Source organism: Ferrovibrio terrae (assembly GCF_943372915.1).
Taxonomy (GTDB): domain Bacteria; phylum Pseudomonadota; class Alphaproteobacteria; order Ferrovibrionales; family Ferrovibrionaceae; genus Ferrovibrio; species Ferrovibrio terrae_A.
In genome coordinates this window covers 84887-108867 of sequence record NZ_CALSAN010000012.1, presented here as the reverse complement: position 1 = coordinate 108867, position 23981 = coordinate 84887, and the positions used below count along the sequence as shown (strand labels likewise).

The 23981-nt window shown below is 65.8% G+C and carries 20 protein-coding genes; 9 read left to right on the top strand and 11 right to left on the bottom strand.

Annotation, left to right across the window (positions count from 1 at the left end; genetic code table 11):
* Positions 1–29: 29 nt before the first annotated feature.
* On the bottom strand, positions 30–1319 hold the full coding sequence (locus AAG821_RS10665) for an NCS2 family permease (protein ID WP_341911199.1): 1290 nt from the start codon (positions 1317–1319) through the stop codon (positions 30–32).
* Positions 1320–1457: 138 nt separating this feature from the next.
* On the bottom strand, positions 1458–1904 hold the full coding sequence (gene trxC / locus AAG821_RS10660; RefSeq protein ID WP_341911201.1) for a thioredoxin TrxC: 447 nt from the start codon (positions 1902–1904) through the stop codon (positions 1458–1460).
* Between the two features lie 244 nt (positions 1905–2148).
* On the opposite strand from trxC, the gene AAG821_RS10655 reads away from it, so the two are divergent.
* The gene (locus AAG821_RS10655; protein ID WP_341911203.1) at positions 2149–4185 is read left to right on the top strand and encodes an elongation factor G; all 2037 of its coding nucleotides are present in this window, start codon (positions 2149–2151) and stop codon (positions 4183–4185) included.
* On the opposite strand, the gene AAG821_RS10650 is transcribed toward AAG821_RS10655, so the two are convergent.
* The 3 genes from AAG821_RS10650 to atzF form a co-directional block, all read right to left on the bottom strand.
* Complete coding sequence (locus tag AAG821_RS10650) at positions 4182–4730, bottom strand: PAS domain-containing protein (protein ID WP_341911205.1); 549 nt, start codon at positions 4728–4730, stop codon at positions 4182–4184. The two genes, AAG821_RS10655 and AAG821_RS10650, sit on opposite strands and share 4 nt — an antisense overlap.
* Before the next feature lie 17 nt (positions 4731–4747).
* Positions 4748–5356: a glutathione S-transferase gene (locus tag AAG821_RS10645; protein WP_341911207.1), complete on the bottom strand. Its 609-nt coding sequence runs from the start codon at positions 5354–5356 to the stop codon at positions 4748–4750.
* A 429-nt stretch (positions 5357–5785) separates the two neighbouring features.
* Complete coding sequence (atzF, locus tag AAG821_RS10640; RefSeq protein ID WP_341911209.1) at positions 5786–7633, bottom strand: allophanate hydrolase; 1848 nt, start codon at positions 7631–7633, stop codon at positions 5786–5788.
* A 380-nt stretch (positions 7634–8013) separates the two neighbouring features.
* Between atzF and AAG821_RS10635 the strand changes: the two genes are divergently transcribed.
* Genes AAG821_RS10635 through hpxZ form a run of 8 tightly spaced genes read left to right on the top strand, consistent with a single transcriptional unit; the run spans position 8014 to position 15542 of the window.
* Positions 8014–9627, top strand: a complete 1614-nt coding sequence (locus tag AAG821_RS10635; protein WP_341911211.1) for an ABC transporter substrate-binding protein — start codon at positions 8014–8016, stop codon at positions 9625–9627.
* A gap of 30 nt (positions 9628–9657) precedes the next feature.
* Positions 9658–10671: an ABC transporter permease gene (locus tag AAG821_RS10630; protein ID WP_341911213.1), complete on the top strand. Its 1014-nt coding sequence runs from the start codon at positions 9658–9660 to the stop codon at positions 10669–10671.
* Positions 10668–11513 carry an ABC transporter permease gene (locus AAG821_RS10625; protein WP_341911215.1) on the top strand — a complete coding sequence of 282 codons (846 nt, stop codon included), beginning with the start codon at positions 10668–10670 and terminating at the stop codon, positions 11511–11513. Before AAG821_RS10630 ends, AAG821_RS10625 begins: the two co-directional genes overlap by 4 nt.
* The gene (locus AAG821_RS10620) at positions 11510–12481 is read left to right on the top strand and encodes an ABC transporter ATP-binding protein (protein ID WP_341911217.1); all 972 of its coding nucleotides are present in this window, start codon (positions 11510–11512) and stop codon (positions 12479–12481) included. The genes AAG821_RS10625 and AAG821_RS10620 overlap by 4 nt, the downstream gene beginning before the upstream one ends.
* Positions 12478–13569 carry an ABC transporter ATP-binding protein gene (locus AAG821_RS10615; protein WP_341911219.1) on the top strand — a complete coding sequence of 364 codons (1092 nt, stop codon included), beginning with the start codon at positions 12478–12480 and terminating at the stop codon, positions 13567–13569. The genes AAG821_RS10620 and AAG821_RS10615 overlap by 4 nt, the downstream gene beginning before the upstream one ends.
* Positions 13566–13751 carry a DUF4089 domain-containing protein gene (locus AAG821_RS10610; protein WP_341911221.1) on the top strand — a complete coding sequence of 62 codons (186 nt, stop codon included), beginning with the start codon at positions 13566–13568 and terminating at the stop codon, positions 13749–13751. Before AAG821_RS10615 ends, AAG821_RS10610 begins: the two co-directional genes overlap by 4 nt.
* Before the next feature lie 10 nt (positions 13752–13761).
* On the top strand, positions 13762–15150 hold the full coding sequence (locus AAG821_RS10605) for an AtzE family amidohydrolase (RefSeq protein ID WP_341911223.1): 1389 nt from the start codon (positions 13762–13764) through the stop codon (positions 15148–15150).
* A gap of 8 nt (positions 15151–15158) precedes the next feature.
* Positions 15159–15542, top strand: coding sequence for an oxalurate catabolism protein HpxZ (gene hpxZ, locus AAG821_RS10600; RefSeq protein WP_341911225.1), 384 nt, complete (start codon positions 15159–15161; stop codon positions 15540–15542).
* On the opposite strand, the gene AAG821_RS10595 is transcribed toward hpxZ, so the two are convergent.
* The 6 genes from AAG821_RS10595 to AAG821_RS10570 all read right to left on the bottom strand — a co-directional run bounded on the left by AAG821_RS10595 (position 15539) and on the right by AAG821_RS10570 (position 23976).
* On the bottom strand, positions 15539–15973 hold the full coding sequence (locus AAG821_RS10595; protein ID WP_341911227.1) for a DUF3429 domain-containing protein: 435 nt from the start codon (positions 15971–15973) through the stop codon (positions 15539–15541). The genes hpxZ and AAG821_RS10595 overlap by 4 nt on opposite strands.
* A gap of 4 nt (positions 15974–15977) precedes the next feature.
* Positions 15978–16706, bottom strand: a complete 729-nt coding sequence (locus AAG821_RS10590; RefSeq protein WP_341911228.1) for an SDR family oxidoreductase — start codon at positions 16704–16706, stop codon at positions 15978–15980.
* Positions 16699–17028 (bottom strand): hypothetical protein, encoded by a 330-nt coding sequence (locus AAG821_RS10585; protein ID WP_341911231.1) that lies wholly within the window; start codon positions 17026–17028, stop codon positions 16699–16701. Before AAG821_RS10585 ends, AAG821_RS10590 begins: the two co-directional genes overlap by 8 nt.
* Positions 17029–17095: 67 nt before the next feature.
* Positions 17096–17980: a transglutaminase family protein gene (locus AAG821_RS10580; protein ID WP_341911232.1), complete on the bottom strand. Its 885-nt coding sequence runs from the start codon at positions 17978–17980 to the stop codon at positions 17096–17098.
* A 2-nt stretch (positions 17981–17982) separates the two neighbouring features.
* A complete protein-coding gene (locus AAG821_RS10575; protein ID WP_341911234.1) occupies positions 17983–20601 on the bottom strand; it encodes a circularly permuted type 2 ATP-grasp protein in 2619 nt (872 codons plus the stop codon).
* 36 nt (positions 20602–20637) lie between these two features.
* Entirely contained in the window at positions 20638–23976 is a 3339-nt protein-coding gene (locus tag AAG821_RS10570) for a transglutaminase family protein (RefSeq protein WP_341911236.1), read from the bottom strand.
* Between the last annotated feature and the right edge of the window lie 5 nt (positions 23977–23981).

Below are 23981 nucleotides of genomic sequence, written 5' to 3'. Positions count from 1 at the left end.
CGCCCGGCTGTTTCAGACTCGCCGTCCGCTCAGGTGAAGGCGAATTTCAGCACGAAGGCCAGTGCAATCGCCGCGGTGATCGGATGGATATCCTTCACCCGGCCGGTGCCGGCCTTGATGATCACATAGGAAATCAGGCCGAGGCCGATGCCGTTGGTGATCGAGAAGGTGAAGGGCATCATCACCGCGGTGATCATCGCCGGGGCGAATTCGGTGACATCCTCCCAGTCGATCTTGGCCAGACCGCTGGCCATCACGCAGGCGACAAAAACCAGCGCCGGCGCAGTGGCGAAGGGCGGGATCGAACCAGCCAGCGGCGAGAAGAACAGGGCCAGCAGGAACAGCAGCGCCACCACCACGGCGGTGAGGCCGGTGCGGCCGCCGACACGGATGCCGGCCGCGGACTCGATATAGCTGGTGGTGGTGGAGGTGCCGAGCGCGGCGCCGGCAATGGTGGCAGTGGAATCAGCCACCAGCGCCTTGCCCAGCCGTTTCAGTTTGCCATCCGCATCCATCAGGCCCGCGCGTGGCGCCACTGCCACCAGCGTGCCGGCGGTGTCGAACAGATCGACCATCAGGAAGGCGAAGACAATCGCCAGCAGGCCGAGTGACAGCGCACCCTTGACGTCCATCTGCATGAAGGTGGGCGCCAGGCTGGGCGGCGTCGAGACGATGCCGCCAAACTTCGACAGGCCGAGCGCGATGCCGAGCACGGTGACCACCAGGATGCCGATCATGATGGCGCCGGGCAGCTTGCGGAAATCCAGGATGGCGATCAGCAGGAAGCCGAGAATGGCCATCAGCACGGTGGGCGCCGCCACCTTGCCCAGGGCGACCAGCGTGGCCGGATGATCGACCACGAGGCCGGCTTCCTTCAGCCCGATCAGGCCGAGGAACAGGCCGATGCCGGCACCGATGGCCAGTTTCTGCGAATGCGGAATCGAATTGATGATCGCTTCGCGGATCGGCAGCACCGAAATGATCAGGAAGATCACGCCCGACAGGAATACGGCACCCAGCGCCACCTGCCAGGTATGCCCCATGCCGAGCACCACACCGAAGGCGAAATAGGCGTTGAGCCCCATGCCCGGCGCCAGCGCCACCGGATAGTTGGCATAGAGCCCCATGATCGCGGTACCGATGGCGGCGGCCAGGCAGGTGGCGACAAAGGCCGCGCCCGGATCAATGCCGGCCTTCGACAGGATCGCCGGATTGACGAAGACGATATAGGCCATGGTGAGGAAGGTGGTGAACCCGGCCAGCACCTCGGTCTTCACCGTGGTGCCGTGTTCGGCCAGTTTGAAATAGCGCTCAAGCATGAGTGTGGCTCCCCGTCTGCCCCTTGGGCACTGCACGGCGAAGCGCACCCCCCGGTACGTCCCCCCGCCGAATCAGGGCTTCGACTTTAGTATGAAACCGCGGCGGGAAACACAGATTCCTTGCGACTCGCCATGGTCTTACGGGCCCGCAGCCAGACTCTGTTCGACCCAGCGCTGCAACTGCGCCAGCGGCATGGCGCCGGCAATGCGGGCCACCTCGCGCCCGTCGCGGAACAGCGCGAGCGTCGGGATCGAGCGGATATTGAAGCGCGCCGCCAGCCCCTGCTCGGCTTCGGTGTCGAGCTTGCCCACGCGCAGATGCGGCTCGAAAGCCGCGGCGGCCTGGTCGATCACCGGCGCCATCATGCGGCAGGGTCCGCACCAGGCGGCCCAGAAATCCACCAGCAGCGGCAGGCCCGCCGCCGCCGCATGGCGGTCGAAATTCGCCGCCGTCAGCGTCACCGGCCGGCCGGTGAACAGCGGCTGGCCGCATTTTCCGCATTTGCCGCCATCGGCGCGACGCGCGGACGCCACCCGGTTCACGGTGCTGCACTGCGGGCATGGGATAAGAAGCTGATCGCTCATGATAACTCCTGTGCAACGGGCCATGGGGCCGGCCTGTCGCCGTTTTCACACATATATTAGCGATTCCTAAAATAACAAGACCCCGGCCAAGGCCCGCCGCGAATCCGCTATCGCCGGGCCAGGTTCTGTGGAATCCTTCCGGCAGGGTTAAACGCTGTTCCGTCCGTCTGAGACCGGCAGCAGAACCGGTCCCATCCGCCGCCAGGCTTGCTGCATTCCCGTGCCGCAACAGAGGAGACCGACCATGCCCAACACCTCTAAAACTTCGCCCAGGGTCGCTGCCATCGTCGGCCCATATACGGCCGGCAAGACCACCCTGCTGGAAGCCCTGCTGTTTGTCGCCGGTGCGATTCCGCGCAAGGGTTCGGTGCCCGCCGGCACCTCGGTCGGCGATGCGGCGCCGGAAGCGCGCAGCCGGCAGATGACCATCGAGCCCAATCTGGCGCATTGCACATTCCTCGACGATCCCTGGATCTTCCTCGACTGCCCCGGCTCGGTGGAGCTGGCGCAGGAAAGTCTGAGCGCGCTGATGGTGGCCGATATCGCCATCGTGGTGGCCGAACCCGATCCGGCGCGCGCAGTGACGCTGGCGCCGCTGCTGCGCTTCCTGGATGAGCGCCGCATTCCGCATGTGCTGTTCGTCAACAAGCTGGACAAGACCAGCATCCGCATGCGCGACCTGCTGGCCGCCCTGCAGCAGGTGTCGAGCAAACCGCTGGTGCTGCGCGAGGTGCCGATCCGCGATGGCGATGCGGCGATCACCGGCTATGTCGACCTGGTATCGGAACGCGCCTATCGCTGGCGCGACAACACTGCATCCGACCTGATCGAGATGCCCGACAGCGTGCGCCCGCGCGAAACCGAAGCCCGGCAACAATTATTGGAGACCATCGCCGATTTCGACGATGCGCTGCTGGAACAGCTGCTGGAAGATCGCGTGCCGGCACCGAAGGACATCTACAGCCGCCTGAGCAAGGACCTGGCCGAAGATCTGATCGTGCCGGTGTTTTTCGGGTCGGCCGACCATGGCAATGGCGTGCTGCGGCTGTGGAAGGCGCTGCGCCACGAAGCGCCACATCATGACGAGACCGCGTTGCGGCTGGATGTCGACGCGGATGGCGGCGATCTCGGCGCCACGGTGTTCAAGACCTTGCACCAGGCCCATACCGGCAAGCTGAGCCTGGCGCGATTGTGGCGCGGCAGTGTGGCGGAGAATGCGCAGCTGGGCGGCAAGCGCCTGGGCGGACTCTATCGCCTGATGGGTGGGCAGTCGGAAAAGGCCGCGCAGGCCGGGCCCGGCGATATCGTCGGCCTGAGCCGGCTGGACGAGATCAACACCGGCCAGTATCTGAACGGCAGCGGCCATGGCCGGCCGATTGCCGACTGGCCGGTGGCGGCGGCACCGGTGCATGCCGTGGCGCTGCACCCGACCGACCGCAAGGACGAGGTGAAGCTGACCACCGCGCTGCACAAGCTGCAGGAGGAAGACCCGAGCCTGGTGGTGGAACAGGGCGGCGGCGAGCTGCGGCTGAAAGGCCAGGGCGAGATTCACCTCAAGCTCAGCATCGACAAGCTGCAGAACCGCTTCAATGTCGGCGTGCATAGCAGCGCGCCGCAGACGGCCTACAAGGAAACCATCCGCCACGGCACCCACCAGCATGCCCGTTTCAAGCGGCAGTCTGGCGGCCATGGCCAGTTCGCCGATATCAAGGTGGAGATCGCACCGCAGCCGCGCGGCGGCGGCTATCACTTCGTCAACCGCGTGGTCGGCGGCGCGATTCCGAAAAACTTCATCCCCGCGGTGGATGAGGGCGTGCAGGATTCGCTGGTGCGCGGGCCGCTGGGTTTCCCGGTGGTGGATGTGAGCGTGACGCTGACCGACGGGCAGTATCACTCGGTGGATTCATCGGACCAGGCCTTCCGCACCTGCGGCGGGCTGGCGATGAGCGAGGGCCTGAGCAAATGCGGGCCGGTGCTGCTGGAGCCGATCCAGGCCGTCACCTTCACGGTGCCGACCGAATATACCGCAAAGGTGCATGCCATCGTGTCGTCACGACGCGGCCAGATCCTGGGCATCAGCGCGCGCGCCGACTGGCCGGGCTGGGACGAGATCGAGTGCTATCTGCCCGAAGCCGAGATGCACGACCTGGCCATCGAGCTGCGCTCGATGACCCTGGGCGTCGGCGGCTTCAGCGCGAAATTCGACCATCTGCAGGAACTGGCCGGCAAGCTGGCCGACCGCGTGGTGGAGGATCGCAAGCGCCTGCTGGCAGCCGCCTAGTCGGAATCCGCCACTGCCTTGGCGATGCCGGGCATGAAGCTGGCGGCATGGGTATAGGTGGGCGCATCGCCGCTGCTCTGGTCGGTTTCGAACACCTGGGCGGCGACGAAGCGGTCGATGGTGACACCGTCATCGGCGAGCGGGCAAAGCAGCCGCCGGGTCAGGCCAATGCGGCCGCTGGCGGCGCGATAACGCGTTTCGGAATAGACCGGCAGGCGGCTGTCGCAGGCCAACCGGTACAGATGGTTGATGTATTCGACGTAATCGCGGTTGGGATTGAGCTCGTCGATATAGCTGCCGCTGAGATCGAGTCCGGCATGCTCGATCAGCCCGCTGCCGACCAGGCGGAAACGGAAGCGCGTGCCGCCATGGGTGACATCGACCAGCGCAATATAGGGCAGCAGATCGGCGCCCAGATCGAGCGGATCAATGCTGGCACGCGATGGCAGGCGGTCGGCGGCGGGCCGCCGCAGCCGCCAGGTCCGCAGCAGATGCGCGATGCGGCGGTCGACCAGCCAGGGCTGCTGCGTCACCGCATCGCTCATGCTCTGACTCCCGTGCCTCAGGCCGGCACTGTGGCCTGGAAGGACGGCCGGGCGAACATGCGGTCGGCAAAGGCCGCCGCCTTCGGATACTGCTTGCGCCACTCGATGCCGGCATAGCGGAAGTCCATGTAGCCGAGCGCACAGGCCAGCGTGACGGTGCCGATATCGACGCGGTCGCCCAACGAAGGCGCGAGCAGCTCGATCTCGGCGAGCGCACCATGCACCTTCTTCATCTGGCCTTCCGACCAAGCTGGCCAGCGTTTGTCCTCCGGCCGCAGAAACCCTTCGTAGCGCGCGAGCAGGGCGGCATCGAGCAGGCCGTCACCCAGCGCCTGTTCGCGCAGGGCGGTCCAGCGCGCCTTGCCGGCGGCGGGGAAGAACTTCGCCTTGTCGTGCAGACCGTCGAGATATTCGCAGATCACCCGGCTGTCGAAGAGATGCAGGCCATCGTCGGTGACCAGCGTGGGCACCTTGGCGACCGGATTGGCCTTGGCGACGTCGGCATTCTGGTCAATCGGCGTGGTGGGCGACGGCAGGCGTTCGATCTTGGCATCGAGGCCGGTTTCAAGCGCCAGCACGGTGACCTTGCGGACATAGGGCGAGGTCGGCGAGAAATAGAGCTTCATCGGATGGTTTCCCCAGCAACGGTACGTGATCTGTTTGTACGGTTATGAACCGTATGCAGCCTAGCCGTGCCCCGGCCCCGGCGCCATGCCGACAATAGCGACAATCCCGTGAACGGGCCTGGGAACTGGCCCCGTTCAGGCGGGGCAAAAAAACGCCGGCATGCGGGGTTTCCGCAGGCCGGCGCAAGTGTCCGTCTCGCCACCCGGGGCCGAACCGAAGCCCAGCAGCCGGGGTAATCGCAGCCCGATGCGCCTCGGCACCGGATGCTGATCCTGACAAAGCAGATTTCATGCCAGCGATTTCAGGCCGGTTTGGGGCGTTTTAGCGCAGTTCAGGCCTGTGGAATGCCCAAGAGGCGGGCGATGGTCACGATGCCTGCCCAGCAGCAAGGCAGCCCTCGACTGCGCCATATTCGGAGGGCTGCGCGCTCAGGCCGCCACGGCGCGGCGATAGGCCCGCCAGTCGCCATAGGCGGAAATGTCTTCCGCATCGCCAATCGCGATGGCTTCGCAGAGGAAGCCCTTCACGCTGCTGCCGTCTTCCAGCGTCACGCTGCCGATGCCGAGCGGACCCGGAATCGCCGCCGTCATCACACCGAAACCGGCCGGCGGCAGGGCCCAGAGTTCAGCCCCGATGCTGACCCCGGCATGGCTGCCGACGCGGACCAGGCCGGGCCGCAGCAGCGTCTTTTCCTTCAGCCGGTAGAGCCGGTAGTGCGGCGCGGTGCGGCAGGGTCCGATCAGGCGGCCGCCAAGTGCCAGCAGCTGGGGATTGAGCGGCTCGCCCGACATATGGGCGCCGAACACCGCCACCGTGATCCATGGGTACGACGGCGCATCGGCCAGCTTTGCCGCCGGCTGGGCCGCGCCGGTGGCGCCGAGCGAAAGACCCGTCTGCTGGTGGAAGGCATGCCCGATGGCGGCCAGCACCGGTTCATGAAACCGCGGCGCGATCAGCGTGATGCCGGCCGGCAGACCATTGGGCTGGAAGCCGTTAGGCACAGCGAACGCTGCGAGATCGAAATAGTTCACGAAGTTGGTATAGACGCCGAGATTGCTGTTCAGCGCGATCGGATCGGCGGCAAGCTCGTCGATGCGATAGATCGTGCCGCTGGTGGGCACCACCAGGCAGTCGAGATCGTCCCAGACTTTCGCGGTCTGCTGGCGCAAGGCCTGCAGGCGGTAATGCAGGCGATGCACATCGGCACCGCTGGCCTCATGGCCCTTTTCCACGATGGCGCGCGTTACCGGATGCATCGCATCGGCGTGATGCTCCATGAACACCGCCGTCGCCGCCGTGCGTTCTGCAGTGCCGGCCGGCTGGTAGAGAAAACCGGCGGCCTCGGCAAAGGGCGCATAGTCGATCTCGACCGCCGTGCCGCCCATCGCCTGCAGTTTGGCGATGGCGACATCGAACAGCTTTTCGGCCTCCGCATTGCCGAAGAATTTGCGCTGCGCCTTCTGCGGCAGGCCGAAGCGGAAGGCCGCCGGCTTCGCCGGCACCACGCTGCGCCAGCCCGCCGGCGCGGCGCGGCTGTAGCCATCGCTGGTGTCGAGCGCTGCGGCCGCATCCAGCACCGCCATGCTGTCGGGCACGGTGAGCGCGAAAACCGAGATGCAATCGATGCTGCGGCAGGCCGGTACCATGCCGGTGCCACTGATCAGCCCGATGCTGGGTTTCAGGCCGACGATATTGTTGAAGCCTGCCGGCACGCGGCCCGAGCCCGCCGTATCGGTGCCGAGCGCGAAGCTGACCAGGCCGCTGGAGACGGCGACGGCCGAACCGGAACTGGAGCCGCCGGGGATATAGTCGGCGTTGAAGGGATTGCGCGCCACGCCATAGGGACTGCGCACACCGACCAGGCCGGTGGCGAACTGATCCAGGTTGGTCTTGCCAATCAGGATGGCGCCGGCGGCCAGCAGCCTGTCGACCACAGTGGCAGACACCGATGGCATGTTGGAAAAGGCCGGACAGGCCGCCGTGGTGGGCAGGCCGGCCACGTCGATATTGTCCTTCACCGCAAAGGGCACACCCCAGAGCGGCAGCGTTGCATTGTAGCCGCCGGCTTCCAGTTCGGCGGCGCGCTTGAGCGCCGCGTCGCGCGGAGTGAGCGCGATCCACACACCATCCTCACCATTGGCCGCGATGGCATCGTAGATCGCGGTGATCACCGCCGACGGCGTGCGCTGGCCCTGGCCATAGGCCTCGCGCAGGGCGCTGAGATGGAGCGGGCCGATGCGGACGGCGGCGGCAGTGGGGACAGCAGCGGGTGTCATGCTCAGGTTTCCTTGGCCCGGTTTTCCCTGGCCCGCCTCTGTTCAGACGGGCTTTCCGGATGGGCTTTCCTCAACGTGTATGCAATCACCATACCGCTGGTTTATTCGACTAAGATACTAGAAAACATACCTAATTATAGAATAGCCGTGTCGTAAAATTAATCGCTGCATGGTGCATATGCATATTATTTAATCATATTTGCCGTCGACTCGCGTCGGTGCATACGCGCTGAAAATTTCCTCAGTCAGCGGATTCGCTCAGGCCGATCAGGCGATTACCGCAAAGCACCGCCCCGTGGCGCGGCCATGGCACGCGCGTTGCACCGTGTATGCAAAGCACAACGCAGATCGGGGGCCCTAAAACCATGTCGCAGCTATCCATGCATCGTCGCGTTTTCCTGTTCGCTTCATCGGCGATGATCGCCGTGGCGGCCTTTGCCACCACACCCGCCCTCGCGCAGTCGCGGCAGGAAACCCTGCTGGTGCTGGTGGAGAATGGCCCCAACAGCCTCGACATCCATGGCGTCGGCACCAGCTTCCGCTCCTATGTGGCGGCCTGGAACATGTACGACCGCCTGGTGACCTTTGGGCGCAAGGCGCTGCCCGATGGCACCATGACCTATGACTACAGCAAGATCGAACCCGAGCTGGCCGAGAGCTACAGCGTCGCGCCCGATGGCGCCTCGATCACCTTCAAGCTGCGCAAGGATGCGAAATTCCATGACGGCACGCCGGTGACGGCGAAGGATGTGAAATGGTCTTACGACCGCGCGGTGTCGGTCGGCGGCTTCCCCACCTTCCAGATGGCGGCCGGCAGCCTGACCAAGCCGGAACAGTTCGTGGCAGTGGACGATTACACCTTCCGCGTCGACCTACCGAAGAAAGACAAGCTGTCGCTGCCTGACATGGCCGTGGTGGTGCCGGCGATCTTCAATTCGACGCTGGCGAAGAAGAATGCCACCGAGAAAGATCCCTGGGCGATGGAGTGGATGAAGACCAACTCCGCCGCCGGCGGCGCCTACAAGCTGGACAAGTGGACGCCGGGCCAGGAAATCACCTTCAACCGCAATGACGACTGGAAGGGCGGCCCGCTGCCCAAGATCAAGCGCGTGATCATCCGCGAGGTGCCGTCATCGGGTAACCGCCGCGCCCTGATGGAACGCGGCGATGCCGATATCTCGGTCGACATGCCGCAGAAGGATGCCGCCGAAATCCTCGCCGAGAAGGGCTCGGGCAAATACCTGGTGGTCGGCGTGCCGATCGAGAATTCGCTGAAATACATCGGCATGGTGACGACGCAGAAGCCCTTCGACAATGTGAAGGTGCGCCAGGCCGTCGCCCATGTGGTGCCCTATGAGCAGATCTACAAGTCGGCGATCTATGGCCGCGGCATTCCGATGGCGATGGGCCCGGCCGATGCGCCGAAGGATGCCAGCTGGCCGCAGCCCTTCCCCTACAAGACCGATCTCGCCAAGGCCAAGCAGCTGCTGACCGAGGCGGGCTATCCCGACGGCTTCGAGACCACCATCTCGATCGACCTGGGCGATGCCACCGCGTCCGAGCCGGAAGCCGTGCTGCTGCAGGAGGCGCTGGGCAAGATCGGCATCAAGGCCACCATCGAGAAGATTCCGGGCGCCAACTTCCGCAACGCCATGCTGCAGAAGAACCGGCCGATCCATATCGCCAGCTTCGGCGGCTGGCTGAACTTCCCCGACTATTACTTCTTCTGGGGCTATCACGGCCAGAATGCGGTGTTCAACACCATGGCCTACAAGGATGCCAAGATGGATGCCCTGATCGATGCCTCGCGCTATGAGACCGATCCGGCCAAGTACCAGCAGCAGGTGATGGGCTTCATCAAGATGGCGATGGACGAGGCGCCGCGCATCCCGCTGTACCAGCAGATCCTCGATGTCGGCATGCAGAAGAACATCAAGGGCTACACCTACTGGTTCCATCGCCAGCTCGATTTCCGCCAGATCGAGAAGCTGTAAGGCCGGGGGGAAGACGGCAGGAGGGCGGCGATGCTGCGGCTGATCGGAAAACGCCTGGTGGGTGCACTGCCCAGCGTGATCGGCGTGCTTATCGTCACCTTCCTGCTGACCCGCGCCCTGCCCGGCGATCCGGCCGCCTTCTTCGCCGGACCCGCCGCGACGCCGCAGGCCATCGAGGAGGTGCGCCGCGCGCTCGGGCTGGACAAGACCCTGCCCGAACAGTTCGTCGTCTATCTGAAAGATCTCAGCCAGGGCAATCTCGGCAATTCGATTGCCACCGGCCAGCCGGTGCTGACCGAGATCCGCACGCGCCTCCCCGCCTCGCTCGAACTCACGCTCTACGGCCTGCTGGTCTCGGTGCTGATCGCCGTGCCGCTGGGCGTGCTGGCCGCCACGCGGCCGGGATCGTGGATCGACCATCTGTGCCGCGTGATGACCACCGCCGGCGTCTCGCTGCCGGCCTTCTTCACCGGGCTGTTGCTGGTCTATGTGCTGTATTACCGGCTCGGCTGGGCGCCCGCCCCGCTCGGCCGCCTCGACATCTTCTATTCCGCACCGACATCGGTGACCGGGCTTTACACCATCGACGCGCTGCTGGAAGGCAATGGCGAGGTGTTCCGCGCCGCCTGCGCCCAGCTGCTGCTGCCGGTGACGGCGCTGGCGATCTTCACCCTGGCACCGCTGGCGCGCATGACCCGCGCCGCCATGCTGGAGGTGCTGGGCAGCGATTTCATCCGCACCGCGCGGGCGTCCGGCCTGCCGAAGGGCAAGATCGTCTACGCCTATGCCTTCCGCAATGCCATGCTGCCGGTGGTGACCACGCTGGGCATGGTGTTCTCCTTCCTGCTCGGCGCCAATGTGCTGGTCGAGAAGGTGTTCTCCTGGCCCGGCATCGGCACCTTCGCCATCGAGGCGCTGATCTCGTCGGACTATGCGCCGATCCAGGGCTTCGTGCTGACCATGGCGCTGCTCTATGTGGCGCTCAACCTCGCCATCGACATCCTCTATATCGTGATCGATCCGCGCGTCGGGTTTGAATCATGAGCGAGACGCTGAAGCATATCCGATATGTGCTGACCGAGAATCCGGTCACGCTGTTTGCCTTCTCGCTGTTCGGCTTCATCCTGTTCTGCGCGCTGTTCGGGCCGTATCTGGCACCCTATGACCCGCTGGCCACCAATGGCGCGGCGACGCTGAAGCCGCCATCGGCGCAGCACTGGTTCGGCACCGACGCGCTGGGCCGCGACATTTTCAGCCGCGTGCTGGTGGCCACCCGGCTCGATCTCGGCATCGCCTTCTTCTCGGTGGTGCTGACCTTTGCCATCGGCGCGCTGGCCGGCATTGCGGCCGGCTTTTTCGGCGGCTGGGTCGATCGCGTGGTGGGCCGGCTGGCCGATACCATCATGGCCTTCCCGCTGTTCGTGCTGGCCATGGGCATCGTGGCAGCATTAGGCAACACGGTGGGCAACATCGTGCTGGCCACCGCCATCATCAACACGCCGCTCTATGCCCGCGTCGCCCGCGCCGAGGCCAATATCCGCCGCAATGCCGGCTTCGTGGAGGCCGCGCGGCTGTCGGGCAATGGCGAGGGCCGGATTCTTCTCTTGCAGATCCTGCCCAATATTATGCCGATCCTGATGGTGCAGTGCTCGCTCACCATGGGCTATGCCATCCTCAATGCCGCCGGCCTGTCCTTCATCGGCCTGGGCATCGCGCCACCGACGCCGGAATGGGGCATCCTGGTGGCCGAGGGTGCCGCCTACATGATCTCGGGCGAATGGTGGGTAGCGCTGTTTCCCGGCCTGGCGCTGATGACGGCGGTATTCTGCTTCAACCTGCTGGGCGACGGGTTGCGCGATATCGTCGACCCCCGGAGGCGCACATGAGTGCCGTCCCCGTCCTCGCCGTCGACAATCTCAGCGTCGAATTCCGCACCCGCGGCGGCATCGTCAAGGCGCTGGAGCAGGTCAGCTTCAGCGTCAACAAGGGCGAGATGGTCGCCATCGTGGGTGAGTCCGGCTCGGGCAAGTCGGTGACGGCCTTTACGGTGATGGGCATCCTCGATGCCGCCGGACGGGTCAGCCAGGGCACCGCCAGCTTCGGCGGGCTGGATGTGCTGCAGGCACCGGAGGCCGTGATGCGCGATATCCGCGGCCGCGAGATGTCGATGATCTTCCAGAATCCGCGCGTAGCATTGAATCCGATCCGCCGCGTCGGCGACCAGATCGCCGATGTGCTGCTGCAGCATGGCAATGTCACCCGCCGCGAGGCGCCGAAGCGCGCCATCGAGATGCTGACCCGCGTGCGCATCCCCGATCCCGAGCGCCGTGCGAAAGCCTATCCCTTCGAGCTGTCGGGCGGCATGTGCCAGCGCATCATGATCGCCATTGCGCTCAGCTGCGCGCCGAAGCTGCTGATCGCCGACGAACCGACCACTGGCCTGGACGTCACCACCCAGGCGGCGATCATGGACCTGATCGCCGAACTGGGCGCCGAGCAGGGCATGTCGACGCTGCTGATCACCCACGATCTCGGCATGGCGGCGGAATACTGCGACCAGATCGTGGTGATGCATGCCGGCCATATCGTCGAGATGGCGCCGACGGCCGAGCTGTTCGCGCATCCGCGCCATCCCTACACCGCCAAGCTGATCGCGGCGACGCCGAAGCCGACCGCCAGCCTGATGGACCTGGCCGCGATCCCGGGCAACCTGCCCGACCTGCGCGCCGCCGAAATCCCGCCCTGCCGCTACAGCGCGCGCTGTGAACGCCGCCAGAGTCGCTGCGACCAGGCGCTGCCCTATGTGCTGGGCGAACAGAAAGGCAGCATGGTGGCCTGCTGGAATCCGCTATGAGCGAGTTTTTCGAAAAACCCCTGCTGGATGCGCAATCGCTGCACAAGCAGTTCACCGTGGGCAAGACACCCGGCCTGTTCGCCAAGGCCCGCGGTGCCGACCGGCCGGTGGCCAAGCTGCATGCGGTGGATGACGTCACCTTCACCATCGGCAAGGGCGAAGTGCTGGGCCTGGTGGGCGAGAGCGGCTGCGGCAAGTCGACCCTGGTGCGCCTGCTGACCCGCCTGCTCGACCTCACCGATGGCAGCATCCGGCTGGATGGCGAGGAGATCGGTCATCTGCCGGCGAAGGGTTTCGGCAGGAGTCCCTACCGGCCGCGCATCCAGATGGTGTTCCAGGATGCTGGCGACAGCCTCAACCCGCGCTTCACCGCCTTTGCCGCCATCGCCGATCCGATCCAGCGCCTGAAGCCTTTGCCGCGCGCCGACCTCAAGCTGCGCGTGGAAGAACTGGCGACCATGTGCGGCCTGCCGCTGGAACTGCTGGGCCGTTTCCCGCACCAGCTGTCGGGCGGCCAGAAAGCCCGTGTCGGCATCGCACGCGCCATCGCCGTGGAACCCGACCTGCTGATCCTGGACGAGCCGACCGCAGCGCTGGACGTTTCCGTGCAGGTGGTGATCCTGCAGCTGCTGGAAGACCTGAAAAAGCGGCTCGGCATGAGCTATCTGTTCGTCAGCCACGACCTGAATGTGGTGCGCCTGCTCTGCGACCGCGTGATGGTGATGTATCTGGGCCGCATCGTCGAGACCGGCCCGGCCGAGGAGGTGTTCCGCAACCCGGCGCATCCCTATACCAAGGCGCTGCTGTCGGCGATTCCGCATTTCGACCAGGTCAAGGGCAGCGGCGCGCCGCCGGTGCCGCGCCTGCGCATCAGCGGCGAACCGCGCAGCCCGATCGACCCCTCGCCCAAGGTCTGCCGGTTTTACGGCCGCTGCCCCAAGGGCCAGGAGGCCTGCACCGAGTCGATGCCGCTGCTGCATGGTGTCGGCCTGGAGCATTCCGCCGGCCACTCGGTTGCCTGTCATTTCCCGGTGTCGGATACTGACGGCAAGACCGCTGCCGTATCGCTGATCGAGGATGTTGCATGAGCAAGGAATTCGACGCCGAGGCCTTTCTGGATGCCACCGCGGCGGCCATGAATCTGAGCATCGATCCAGCATGGCGCCCCGCCGTGCTGGACAACCTGGTCCGCTCGCGCCAGATCGCCCAGGCCGTGCTGAATTTCCCGCTGCCCGACGAGGTCGAACCGGCCTCGGTTTTCAAGCCATAAGCCCGACCCGATGATCGATTTCCAGAGCAAGGCGTTCGAGATCGCCGCGGCCGTGCGTGACGGCAAGATATCCGCCACCGAGGCGCTGCGGGTTTCGCTGGCGCGGATCGAATCCACCAACCCGACGCTGAATGCCTTCACGGCCGTGACCTCTGAACGCGCGCGGGCGCGCGCGGCCGCCATCGATCAGGCGCGCGACGAGGGCAAGCCGCTCGGGCCGCTGGCTGGTGTGCCTTTCGCGGTCAAGAACCTGTTCGATGTGGCCGGCCTCGCCACCCTGGCCGGATCGAAGATCAACCGCGACCATGCGCCGGCGAAAGCCGATGCAGCGCTGGTGCAGCGGCTGGAGGCCGCCGGCGCCGTGCTGGTCGGCGCGCTGAACATGGGCGAATACGCTTATGACTTCACCGGCGAGAATGTGCATTACGGTCCGTCGCGCAATCCGCATGACCCGACCTGCATGTCGGGCGGCTCGTCGGGTGGTTCGGGCACCGCGGTGGCGGCCGGCATGGTGCCGCTGGCGCTGGGATCGGATACCAACGGCTCGATCCGCGTGCCCTCCTCGCTCTGCGGCCTGTTCGGCCTGAAGCCGACCTTCGGGCGCCTGAGCCGCCATGGCAGCTTCCCCTTCGTGGCCGATCTCGACCATCTGGGGCCGATGGCGCGTTCGGTGGCGGATCTGGCGCTGAGCTACGATGCCATGCAGGGGCCGGACGAGAATGACGCCTGGTGCGCGCAGAAACTGAGCGAGCCGGTGACCGCAAAGATCGACGCCGGTATCGACGGCCTGCGCATTGCCGTGGCCGATGGCTATTTCGCCGACCAGGGCGATGCGGAGGTGCATGAGGCAGTGGCCGCCTTTGCCAGAGCGCTGAACACCGACCGGCGCGTCACCATTCCCGAAGCCGGGCGCGGGCGCGCGGCGGCCTATGTGATCACCACTGTGGAAGGCGCGAATCTGCACCGCGAACGCCTGAAGACGCGGGCCAATGATTTCGATCCCGCCGTGCGCGACCGCTTCCTCGCCGGCCTGATGCTGCCGAGCGACTGGCTGGTGCAGGCGCATCGCTTCCGCCGCTGGTATCAGGCGCGCGTGGCCGAACTGTTCAGAGAGGTCGATATCATCCTGGCGCCGGCGACGCCGCGGGTGGCGCCCAAGTTGGGCCAGGTGATGATGACGCTGAATGGCGTGGAAATGCCGGTGCGCGCCAATCTCGGGCTGTTCACCCAGCCGATCTCGGCGATTGGCCTGCCGGTGGTGGCGGCGCCCTATGCGGACCGCGCCGGCAAGCTGCCGATCGGCGTGCAGATCATTGCCGCGCCGTGGAAGGAAGAGCTGGCGCTGCGCGTGGCACGCCGGCTTGAGTCTGTTGGCATTGCTGCATCGAAAGCTGTGTAGAGGATTTCATGGATATCAACATTCCCGAAGTGGTGGCCGAAGTGACCGCCGTGTTCATGCGTTATGAAAAGGCGCTGACCAGCAATGATGTCGCCGTGCTGGATGAACTGTTCCATAACAGCCCGCTGACCATGCGCTATGGCGTGACCGAAAACCTGCACAGCTACGACGAGATCATGGCCTTTCGCGCCGGCCGGCCCTCAGTGGGCCTGGAGCGCGAGATCTACAACACCCGCATCACCACCTATGGCCGCGACTTCGCCACCGCGAATACCGAATTCAAACGCGCCAACTCCACCAAGACCGGGCGCCAGAGCCAGACCTGGATCCGCACACCCGAGGGCTGGCGCGTGGTCAGCGCCCATGTCAGCCTGCTGCAGGAACCGGCCTAGCGCAGCAGCGCCGCCAACCCGAGGCTGCCGATAGCGGCCAGGCTGAGCGGCAGGCGCAGGCGCAGATACCATGCGGTCGTCCAGTCCTGCCGCTGAATCCAGGCATCGAAACCGAGCAGCAGCACGAAGCCGGCGGAGAGATAGAGCCAGCCGCCGGCCGTGCCAAGCAGCAGCGCCGGCCAGGCATAGAGCGCAGCCAGCACGCTGACGCCGTATTGCGCCGCGCGCCCGTCGCGCATCGCCAGGCCCCAATGCACGCCGCCCATGAAGCTGAGGATGGCGATTCCATACCCGGTGAGCAGGAGTTCAGCGGTGAAGCTGTAGGGCGGCGGCGCCAGCACGGTGGCCGCGGCCAGCAGCAGGAAAGGCAATGCGCCGGCAGCTCCCAATAGGAGAGCAATGCGGGGAATCTGGTGCGATCGGCGCATCATGGCATCACCCCTTGGTGCGCAGGCGTGACCGCCCGCCATCGACACCGATCACCTGGCCGGTGACCCAGCCAGCATCCGGTGACAGCAGAAAAGCGGTAACGGCAGCAATATCATCTGCTTCACCCAGACGCGGGATCGCGTGCAGCGCGGCAATCGCCTTCGCCATCGCATCATTGCCGGTAAGCTTGGCTGCCAGTGGGGTGCGAGTCAGGCTGGGTGCCACGACATTGACGCGGATATCGGGAGCGAGTTCGGCGGCCAACGCCACGGCGAGCGCCTCGACGCCGCCTTTCGCGGCCGAGATCACCGCATGATTGGCAAAGCCCTGGGCGACAGCCACTGAAGAAAACAGGACGACGCTGCCGCCGGCCTGCTTGAGCGCCGCCTGCGCTGCCTGAACGGACAGCGCGGCCCCCAGTGTATTGAGCCGGAACGCCTGCAGCATGGTCGCCGAAGTGACCGCGCGCAGCGGTGCCAGATCGATCGAACCGACACAATAGGCGAGCCCGGCAATGGCGGGCCCGGCCGCCGTGATCGCGGCGGCGAGGCCGGCTTCATCGAGCACATCGGCGACAGCCTGCCCGGCGGCGAGTTCGCCGGCGAGGGCCGAGAGCCGGTCGGTATCGCGGGCGATCAGATGCAGCGGATATCCGCCGGCATGCAGCCGGCGCGCCAAGGCCGAACCCACTCCACCGGTTGCACCAATGATGACGATCGGTGCGCGATCAGGCATGACCGGCCTGCGGACTGTGGCGTTCCGCCCGCTCCATGGCGGACTGGGCGGTGGCGAGCAGATCGGCGGCGAGCCGCGCGGTGACCGGCCCCGGGGCATGGATCATGGCCGTGCGGATCGCGGTGGCCATGGCGAGGGCCTGCAGCACATCGCCATTGCTGGTTTCGCCCAGCAAGCCGATCTCACGGTCCAGGGTTTCGAGCAGCGCCGTCAGCAACTGCGACACCCGCACCGGTGAGCCCGTTTCGCGATGCAGCGGGAAGCTGATCTCGAAGACATCGCCGGTCTTGGTGCGCGCCGTGTAGGGTAAATGGCTCGGCATCCGTCCTCCAGAAAACGTATCTCGCCCGCAGAGGATATGGTGCGCCGTCGGCGCCCGACCAGCTTGACTACAGCAGCGGCAGCAGTTCGACCGCGACGCCGATGCGATGCGGCCCGCCGCCCAGCACCACGCCGCGCACCGGGCTGATATCGCCGTAATCGCGGCCGATGGCGGCGGTGACATGCTCGTCCGAGCAGATCAGGTTGTTGGTGGGATCGAGATCGATCCAACCGTGATCGGGTCCGCACCAGACGCTGATCCAGGCATGGCTGGCATCGGCGCCACGCAGGCCGCTACCCGGTGCATCCGTGGCACGCAGCGTGCGGATATAGCCAGAGACATAGCGCGCAGCGAGCCCCAGGCCGCGCAGCATGGCGATTTCCAGATGGGCGAAATCCTGGCAGACGCCGGCGCGCTTCTGCATCACCACGGCCACCGGGGTGAAGATTTCGGTTGCAGCCGGATCGTAGCGGAAATCCTTGAAGATGCGCGCCGTCAAGTCACGCGCCGCCGCCAGCACCGGGCGGCCGGGCGTGAAACTGGCAAGCCCGTATTGCAGCACCTCGTCGCTTGGCATTGCCATCGGCGAGTCATGTACGAATTCGCTCTCGGCCACCGGCACGGGGAAGCCGTCGCCCGCCAGCATGTCGCGCACGCTTTCCCAGGACGGCGTGCTGTCTGCATCCGGCGCCTGCACCGGATCGACCTCGACCTCGGCGCGCAGCTCGACATCGAAACGGGTATGCGATTCGCCCAGCGTGAGATAGGCGACACGATTGCCGAAATGATCCTGCTGTTCCGACATGCGACCGGCCGATGGGCTGGTGCTGACCGTGCAGGTCTTGACGCGCTGGCGCGGCAGGTTGGGCAACGCCAGATGCAGCATATGGTGCGAGATATCGACCGCCCAGGAATAGCTGTAAGACGTGGTGTGACGCAGGCGGTAGCGCATCTTTAAGACCCGAAACCGAAGGAGCGCGCGACCTGCACATGGCTGAAATAGGTGCGCGACAGCTGGTCTGACACATCCATCAGCGCATCGCCAGCGGCATCCAGGCTGCCGCGCAGGCGGGCGGCGAGCTGCACCATTTCTTCGCGGCTGATCTCGTCGCGGTCAAACAGCGCCACCAGGTCGGTGAAGGGCCGGGCGAGCGCGAGGCAGTCGCTGCCGCGCGGCGGCGCTTCGGAATTGGGCATCGCATCGAGATGCTGGGCCATCGCATGCAGCTGGAAGGCCAGCGCATGGGGATTGCTGGCATCGAGCAGCAGCAGGTCGAAAACCGCCGAGGCCTGCAGCGAGGCGCGGTAGCGCCGGCGGTAGGTGAGCGTGGAATCGCTGACCTCCAGCGCAATGCGGAAGGCACTGTCGCTGCTGGCGCCCAGCACCGTGGTGGCGGCCGAGACGCTGCGGGTGATGAAAATGGCTCGTTCGAGCCGGCGGCCGAAATCGATGAAGCGCCAGCCCGAGCCGCGCGTCATATGCTCCGACAGCATGCCGGCAATCGCTGCCGTGGCACGGATCATCTGGTCGCAGAATTCCAGCATCGCATCGGCATCGCCATTGGCCGTCGGCCGGCTCTGGCGCAGCTCACCCAGCAGATGGTTGAACATGCGCCACATATCGGCCGAGAAACGATGGCGCGACACCGCCGCCAGCCGTTCGATGCCATCCAGTGTCTGCCCCAGCAGCTGGCCGGAGCCGCAGACGCGCGTGATCGAGCCGGCGAACAATGCCGAATCCGGCGGCGCCGCGGCGGCGCGCTGATCGAGGATGCCGCAACGGGCGAGCGCGCGCGCCAGCACGGCCATCTCGACCATGTCGCGAGCCGAGGCGAATTCGCCAACCAGGCGAGAAAGAACTGCACGCAAAAGCCGCGCGCCGTCATCCAGCCGCTCGACGCTGCGGCCGAGCCAGAACAGATCGTCGGCGACGCGGCTCTGCAGCGTGCCGGAAGACCGCCGCAGCGCCAGGCGCTGGCGCGTGCTGCTGCCGCGGATCACGGTGGGCGACTGGTCCTTGGCAACGACCCAGACATCCTTGTTGACGCCGCCGCGCTGCAGCGTGGCCCCGAAGGGATCGTTATGCGCCGGCACCCGCGCCAGACCGCCCGGCATCACCACATAGTCGTCGCCATCGGCGACCACCTGCACGCGCAGCAGGATCGGTTGCGGTTCCAGGCCGTTCTCGCCCAGACCCGGCGAGACCGAGGGGATGATGCGTTCCTGCGCCACGTAATCGGCCGGATGTGCCTTGATCTGGGCCAGCAGGCTGACCTTCTCGGCATCCGGCAGGCTGGCGACCACGATGGGCTGGTCGTTCAGGCCATAGGCACCGCGCACCACCATCTTGTCGAAATTGTTTTCCACTTCCTTCAGCGCATAAGACTGACCGCACCACCAGGTGGCGATGGAAGGCATGGAGAGGTCCTGGCCCAGCAGGCGCTGCGACAGTTTCGGCAGGAAGGCATGCAGGGCCGGCGCGCCGGCCAGGCCGCTGCCGATGGCATTGGAGACCGACACCTGGCCATCGCGCACCGCCTGCATCAGGCCGACGACGCCAAGCGTGGAGTCGGCACGCAGCTCCAGCGGATCGCACCATTCGCCATCCAGCCGCCGCATGATGACATCGACCGGTTCCAGCCCGGCCAGCGTCTTCAGGAAGATGCGGCCCTCGCGCATGGTGAGGTCGGCGCCTTCCACCAATGTGGCGCCCAGTTCGCGCGCCAGATAGATATGCTCGAAATAGGCTTCGTTATACGGGCCCGGGGTCAGCAGCACGACGCGCGGATTGTCGGGCTGCACACCGCTTTGCAGCTTCGGCGCGCGATTGCCCAGATCGGCCTGCCAGTATTCGAAATAGGCATTCAGCGGCCGCACCCGGCACTGCCGCAGGGCCTGGCCGAGCAGGCGCGACATCACGCGGCGGTTCTGCAGCGCATAGCCGGCCCCGGCCGGCGCCTGACTACGGTCGGCGATCACGCGCCAGATGCCATCGGGGCCGCGCACCAGCTCCGCGGCATAATGCTGCAGCATGCGGCCCTGGGGTTGGCCATCGGTACGGCGTGCGGCGCGCAGAAAATCGCGATGGCCATAGACCAGCGCTGGCGGCACGCGCTGTTCCTGCAGCAGCGTCATCGGCCCGTAGAGATCACGAAGCAGCGCATCGAGCAGATGCGCGCGCTGGATCAGGCCGGCCTCGATACCAGACCATTCCTCGGCCGAGAGCAGCACCGGCACCGGATCGAGTCGCCAGGGCCGCTGTTCGGGCAGCGGCGGCGCGATCGCGCCCCCGGTGCCATCGGGCAGTTCATAGAGATTGTAGGTGACGCCTTCGTCTTCGAGATACTGGCGGCCGCGCTCGGCGCGTTCGGCCAGGCCGGCGGGCCCGAGTTCGCTCAAGGTGGCGAGCAGCGGCTGCCAGTGGCCGCGGATCAGGCCCTGGCCGGTGACCATCTCGTCATAGGCGTCGGCCGGGATGCCATTGGGCAGACGGCTGGCGGCCGGCGCAGGGGCAGGTTGCGCAGCCGAAGAAGACATCGCGGCAGAAACCGTGGCCTGCAGGGGCGAATTCACAGGGTTTGCCCTTCGTGTCCGAATCGGACCGGAAGTTTAACCGGTTCGCAGGTCGAGGGTAAGCGGCTGTTCGCCAGCAACCGGCGCGGCCGGAACCGGCATGCTGCCCGGTGTATGCCCCATGGCGAAAAAGCGGGCACGGCGGCGTGCCTCGGCCTCGTTGGCATTGACCGGGAAAGTGTCGTAGTTGCGTCCGCCAGGATGCGCCACATGGTATGTGCTCCCGCCGAGCGAGCGGCCGGTCCAGCGGTCGAACAGATCCAGCACCAGCGGGGTATGCACACCGATGCTGGGATGCATGGCACTCGGCGGCCCCCAGGCCTTGTAGCGGATGCCGGCGACATATTCGCCCGGCACGCCGGTGGCGCGCATCGGCACGGCGCGGCCGTTGCAGGCCACCACATGCCGGCCATCGACCAGGCCCTTCACCTTCACCTGCATGCGCTCGACCGAGCTGTCGACATAGCGCACGGTGCCGCCGGCGGTGGCTTCTTCGCCCAGCACATGCCAAGGCTCTAGCGCATGACGCAGCTCCACCTCGATGCCGCGCGCCGCCATCTCGCCGATCTTGGGGAAGCGGAACTCGGCATGGGCGGCGAACCAGTTCGGATCGAAGCCAAGGCCCTGCTGCTTGAGATCGTCCAGCACGTCGTTGAAATCCTGCAGGCAGAAATGCGGCAGCAGGAATTCGTCATGCAGGCGGGTGCCCCAGCGCACCGGCTTGCGCGTATAGGGATTATCCCAGAAGGACGACAACAGGCCGCGCAGCAACAACTGCTGCGCCAGACTCATGCGCACATCGGGCGGCATCTCGAAAGCACGCAGCTCGACAAGTCCAAGCCGGCCAGTCGGGCCATCGGGCGAATAGAGCTTGTCGATGCAGAATTCGGTGCGATGGGTATTGCCGGTGATATCGACCAGCACGTTGCGGAAGATGCGGTCGACCAGCCACAGCGCCGGATTGGGATTCTGTTCGACCTGGTCAAACGCGATCTGCAGGTTGACCAGTGCATCGTCGCGGCCTTCATCAACGCGCGGATGCTGCGAGGTCGGGCCGATAAAGAGGCCGGAGAACAGATAGGACAGCGAAGGATGGTTCTGCCAGTAGCCGACCAGGCTGCGCAACAGATCCGGCCGGCGCAGGAAGGGACTGTCGGGCGGCGTCGCCGCACCCATGACAACGTGATTGCCGCCGCCGGTGCCGACATGGCGGCCATCGAGCATGAATTTCTCGGTGCCGAGCCGGGTCTGGCGCGCTTCCTCGTAGAGGATGGTTGTCTTCTCGGCCAGCTCGCGCCAGCCGGAGGACGGATGGATATTCACCTCGATCACGCCGGGATCTGGCGTGACGCTGAAATGCAGCAGGCGGGAATCGCGCGGCGGCAGATAGCCCTCGATCACCACCTTCTTGTTCAGCACTGCGGCGGTGTCTTCAATCGCGGTGACCAGATCAAGATAGTCTTCCGCCTGTTCCAGCGGCGGCATGAAGACATGCAGCAGGCCGCCGCGCGGCTCGATGCACATGGCGGTGCGCACCACGGACGGATCGGACTGCTGGTTCTTCGGCACCGGCGTCTGGTCGCGCGGCGCGGTGGCGGCCGCATAGTTGCGCGCCTGCGCCCAGGCCTGCATGCGGTCGGCGACAACCTTGTTGGCCTGGCGGAACACTTCATGCGGCGGCAGCGGCGGCCGGTCCTGCATGGTGTCGGGCACATGCTGGTAGGGATAGTCCTTCGCCGTCACCCAGGGCAGCGCGTCCAGCGGCAGGCGCAGGCCCATCGGTGAATCGCCGGGCAGCAGATACATGGTCTGCGGCCGGAAGAACCAGGCGCCGGACCGCCAGCGCTTGGCGCCATTGGTGGTGGGTTCACGCGTCAGCGGCAGGGCGTAGCCGACCACCTTGTCGAGCCCCTGCTCGAAGATGCGGGCCAGGCGGGCGCGTTCCTCGGGCTCCTTCAGATGCGACTGGAAGGGGTCGACATTCACCGGCAGGCGGCGTTCGCGCCACATGTAGTACCAAAGATCCTCGAAGCCCGGGATGCGATAGCCGGGATCGAGCTGGAGCCGTTCGGCCAGCGCAGCCGTGAAGATATCGGCATCCGACACATTGGCACCGTCACCGGCATCTTCATCGGCCGCCAGCAGCGCGCGCTCGCGCCACACCGGCTCGCCATCCTTGCGCCAGTGGCAGCTGAGCGCCCAGCGCGGCAGCTGTTCGCCCGGATACCATTTGCCCTGGCCGTAATGCAGCAGATGACCGGGCGCGAAACGGTCGGCCAGGCGGCGGATCAGCTTGCCGGCCAGCGTGCGCTTGTTCGGCCCCAGCGCCGCGGTGTTCCATTCGGCGCCTTCCATGTCGTCGATGGAAACGAAGGTGGGTTCGCCACCCATGGTCAGCCGCACATCGCCCTTGGCGAGACGCGTATCGACCACATCGCCAAGCTTGAGCATCTTTTCCCAGTCAGCATCGGCAATCGGCTTGGTGACGCGCGGCGTTTCGTGGAAGCGCGTCACCTTCATGTCGTAGGAAAAATCGACCTCGGCCTTCTCGATCGCGCCGCTGATCGCGGCGGCCGATTGCGGCTCGGGCGTGGCCGCGAGCGGAATATGCCCCTCACCCGCCATCAGGCCCGATGTCGGGTCCAGGCCGATCCAGCCGGCGCCGGGCAAGTAGACCTCGACCCAGGCATGCAGATCGGTGAAATCGGCCGTCGGCCCCGAGGGACCATCGAGCGCCTTCACATCGGCGACCAGCTGAATGAGATAGCCCGAAACAAAGCGCGTGGCGAAACCGAGATGGCGCAAAGCCTGCACCAGCAGCCAGGAGGTATCGCGGCAGGAGCCGCTTTTCAGCTGCAGGGTCTGCTCGGCGGTCTGCACGCCGGGCTCCAGCCGGATCAGATATTTGATCTCGCTGGAAAGCCGCTGGTTGAGACCGACCAGGAAATCGACCGTGCGATCGGCCTTGCGCGGCACCGTGGCGAGCCAAGCGCTGAGCAGCTTGCCCGGCGGATCGGCGCGCTGGAACGGCGCCAGGTCTTCCTTCAGGTCGGGATCATACTCGAAGGGATATGTCTCGGCCGCCGGCTCGAGGAAGAAGTCGAAGGGATTGATCACCGCCATATCGGCGACCAGATCCACCACCACCTCGAAATGATCGGTGCGCTCGGGGAAGACCAGGCGGGCGAGATAGTTGCCCTGCGGGTCCTGCTGCCAGTTGATGAAATGGTCCTTGGGCGAGATTTTCAGCGAATAGCTGATGATCGGCGTGCGGCAATGCGGCGCCGGACGCAGCCGGACCACCTGCGGACCCAGGCTGATCAGCTTGTCGTAGCGATAGGTGGTACGGTGATGCAGGGCGACCTGGATGCTCATGCGCT

Bases quoted from the DNA above. Each gene is read 5' to 3' on its own strand.
- AAG821_RS10665 (WP_341911199.1), bottom strand. From the start codon at position 1,319: ATGCTTGAGCGCTATTTCAAACTGGCCGAACACGGCACCACGGTGAAG.
- trxC (WP_341911201.1), bottom strand. From the start codon at position 1,904: ATGAGCGATCAGCTTCTTATCCCATGCCCGCAGTGCAGCACCGTGAAC.
- AAG821_RS10655 (WP_341911203.1), top strand. From the start codon at position 2,149: ATGCCCAACACCTCTAAAACTTCGCCCAGGGTCGCTGCCATCGTCGGC.
- AAG821_RS10650 (WP_341911205.1), bottom strand. From the start codon at position 4,730: ATGAGCGATGCGGTGACGCAGCAGCCCTGGCTGGTCGACCGCCGCATC.
- AAG821_RS10645 (WP_341911207.1), bottom strand. From the start codon at position 5,356: ATGAAGCTCTATTTCTCGCCGACCTCGCCCTATGTCCGCAAGGTCACC.
- atzF (WP_341911209.1), bottom strand. From the start codon at position 7,633: ATGACACCCGCTGCTGTCCCCACTGCCGCCGCCGTCCGCATCGGCCCG.
- AAG821_RS10635 (WP_341911211.1), top strand. From the start codon at position 8,014: ATGCATCGTCGCGTTTTCCTGTTCGCTTCATCGGCGATGATCGCCGTG.
- AAG821_RS10630 (WP_341911213.1), top strand. From the start codon at position 9,658: ATGCTGCGGCTGATCGGAAAACGCCTGGTGGGTGCACTGCCCAGCGTG.
- AAG821_RS10625 (WP_341911215.1), top strand. From the start codon at position 10,668: ATGAGCGAGACGCTGAAGCATATCCGATATGTGCTGACCGAGAATCCG.
- AAG821_RS10620 (WP_341911217.1), top strand. From the start codon at position 11,510: ATGAGTGCCGTCCCCGTCCTCGCCGTCGACAATCTCAGCGTCGAATTC.
- AAG821_RS10615 (WP_341911219.1), top strand. From the start codon at position 12,478: ATGAGCGAGTTTTTCGAAAAACCCCTGCTGGATGCGCAATCGCTGCAC.
- AAG821_RS10610 (WP_341911221.1), top strand. From the start codon at position 13,566: ATGAGCAAGGAATTCGACGCCGAGGCCTTTCTGGATGCCACCGCGGCG.
- AAG821_RS10605 (WP_341911223.1), top strand. From the start codon at position 13,762: ATGATCGATTTCCAGAGCAAGGCGTTCGAGATCGCCGCGGCCGTGCGT.
- hpxZ (WP_341911225.1), top strand. From the start codon at position 15,159: ATGGATATCAACATTCCCGAAGTGGTGGCCGAAGTGACCGCCGTGTTC.
- AAG821_RS10595 (WP_341911227.1), bottom strand. From the start codon at position 15,973: ATGATGCGCCGATCGCACCAGATTCCCCGCATTGCTCTCCTATTGGGA.
- AAG821_RS10590 (WP_341911228.1), bottom strand. From the start codon at position 16,706: ATGCCTGATCGCGCACCGATCGTCATCATTGGTGCAACCGGTGGAGTG.
- AAG821_RS10585 (WP_341911231.1), bottom strand. From the start codon at position 17,028: ATGCCGAGCCATTTACCCTACACGGCGCGCACCAAGACCGGCGATGTC.
- AAG821_RS10580 (WP_341911232.1), bottom strand. From the start codon at position 17,980: ATGCGCTACCGCCTGCGTCACACCACGTCTTACAGCTATTCCTGGGCG.
- AAG821_RS10570 (WP_341911236.1), bottom strand. From the start codon at position 23,976: ATGAGCATCCAGGTCGCCCTGCATCACCGTACCACCTATCGCTACGAC.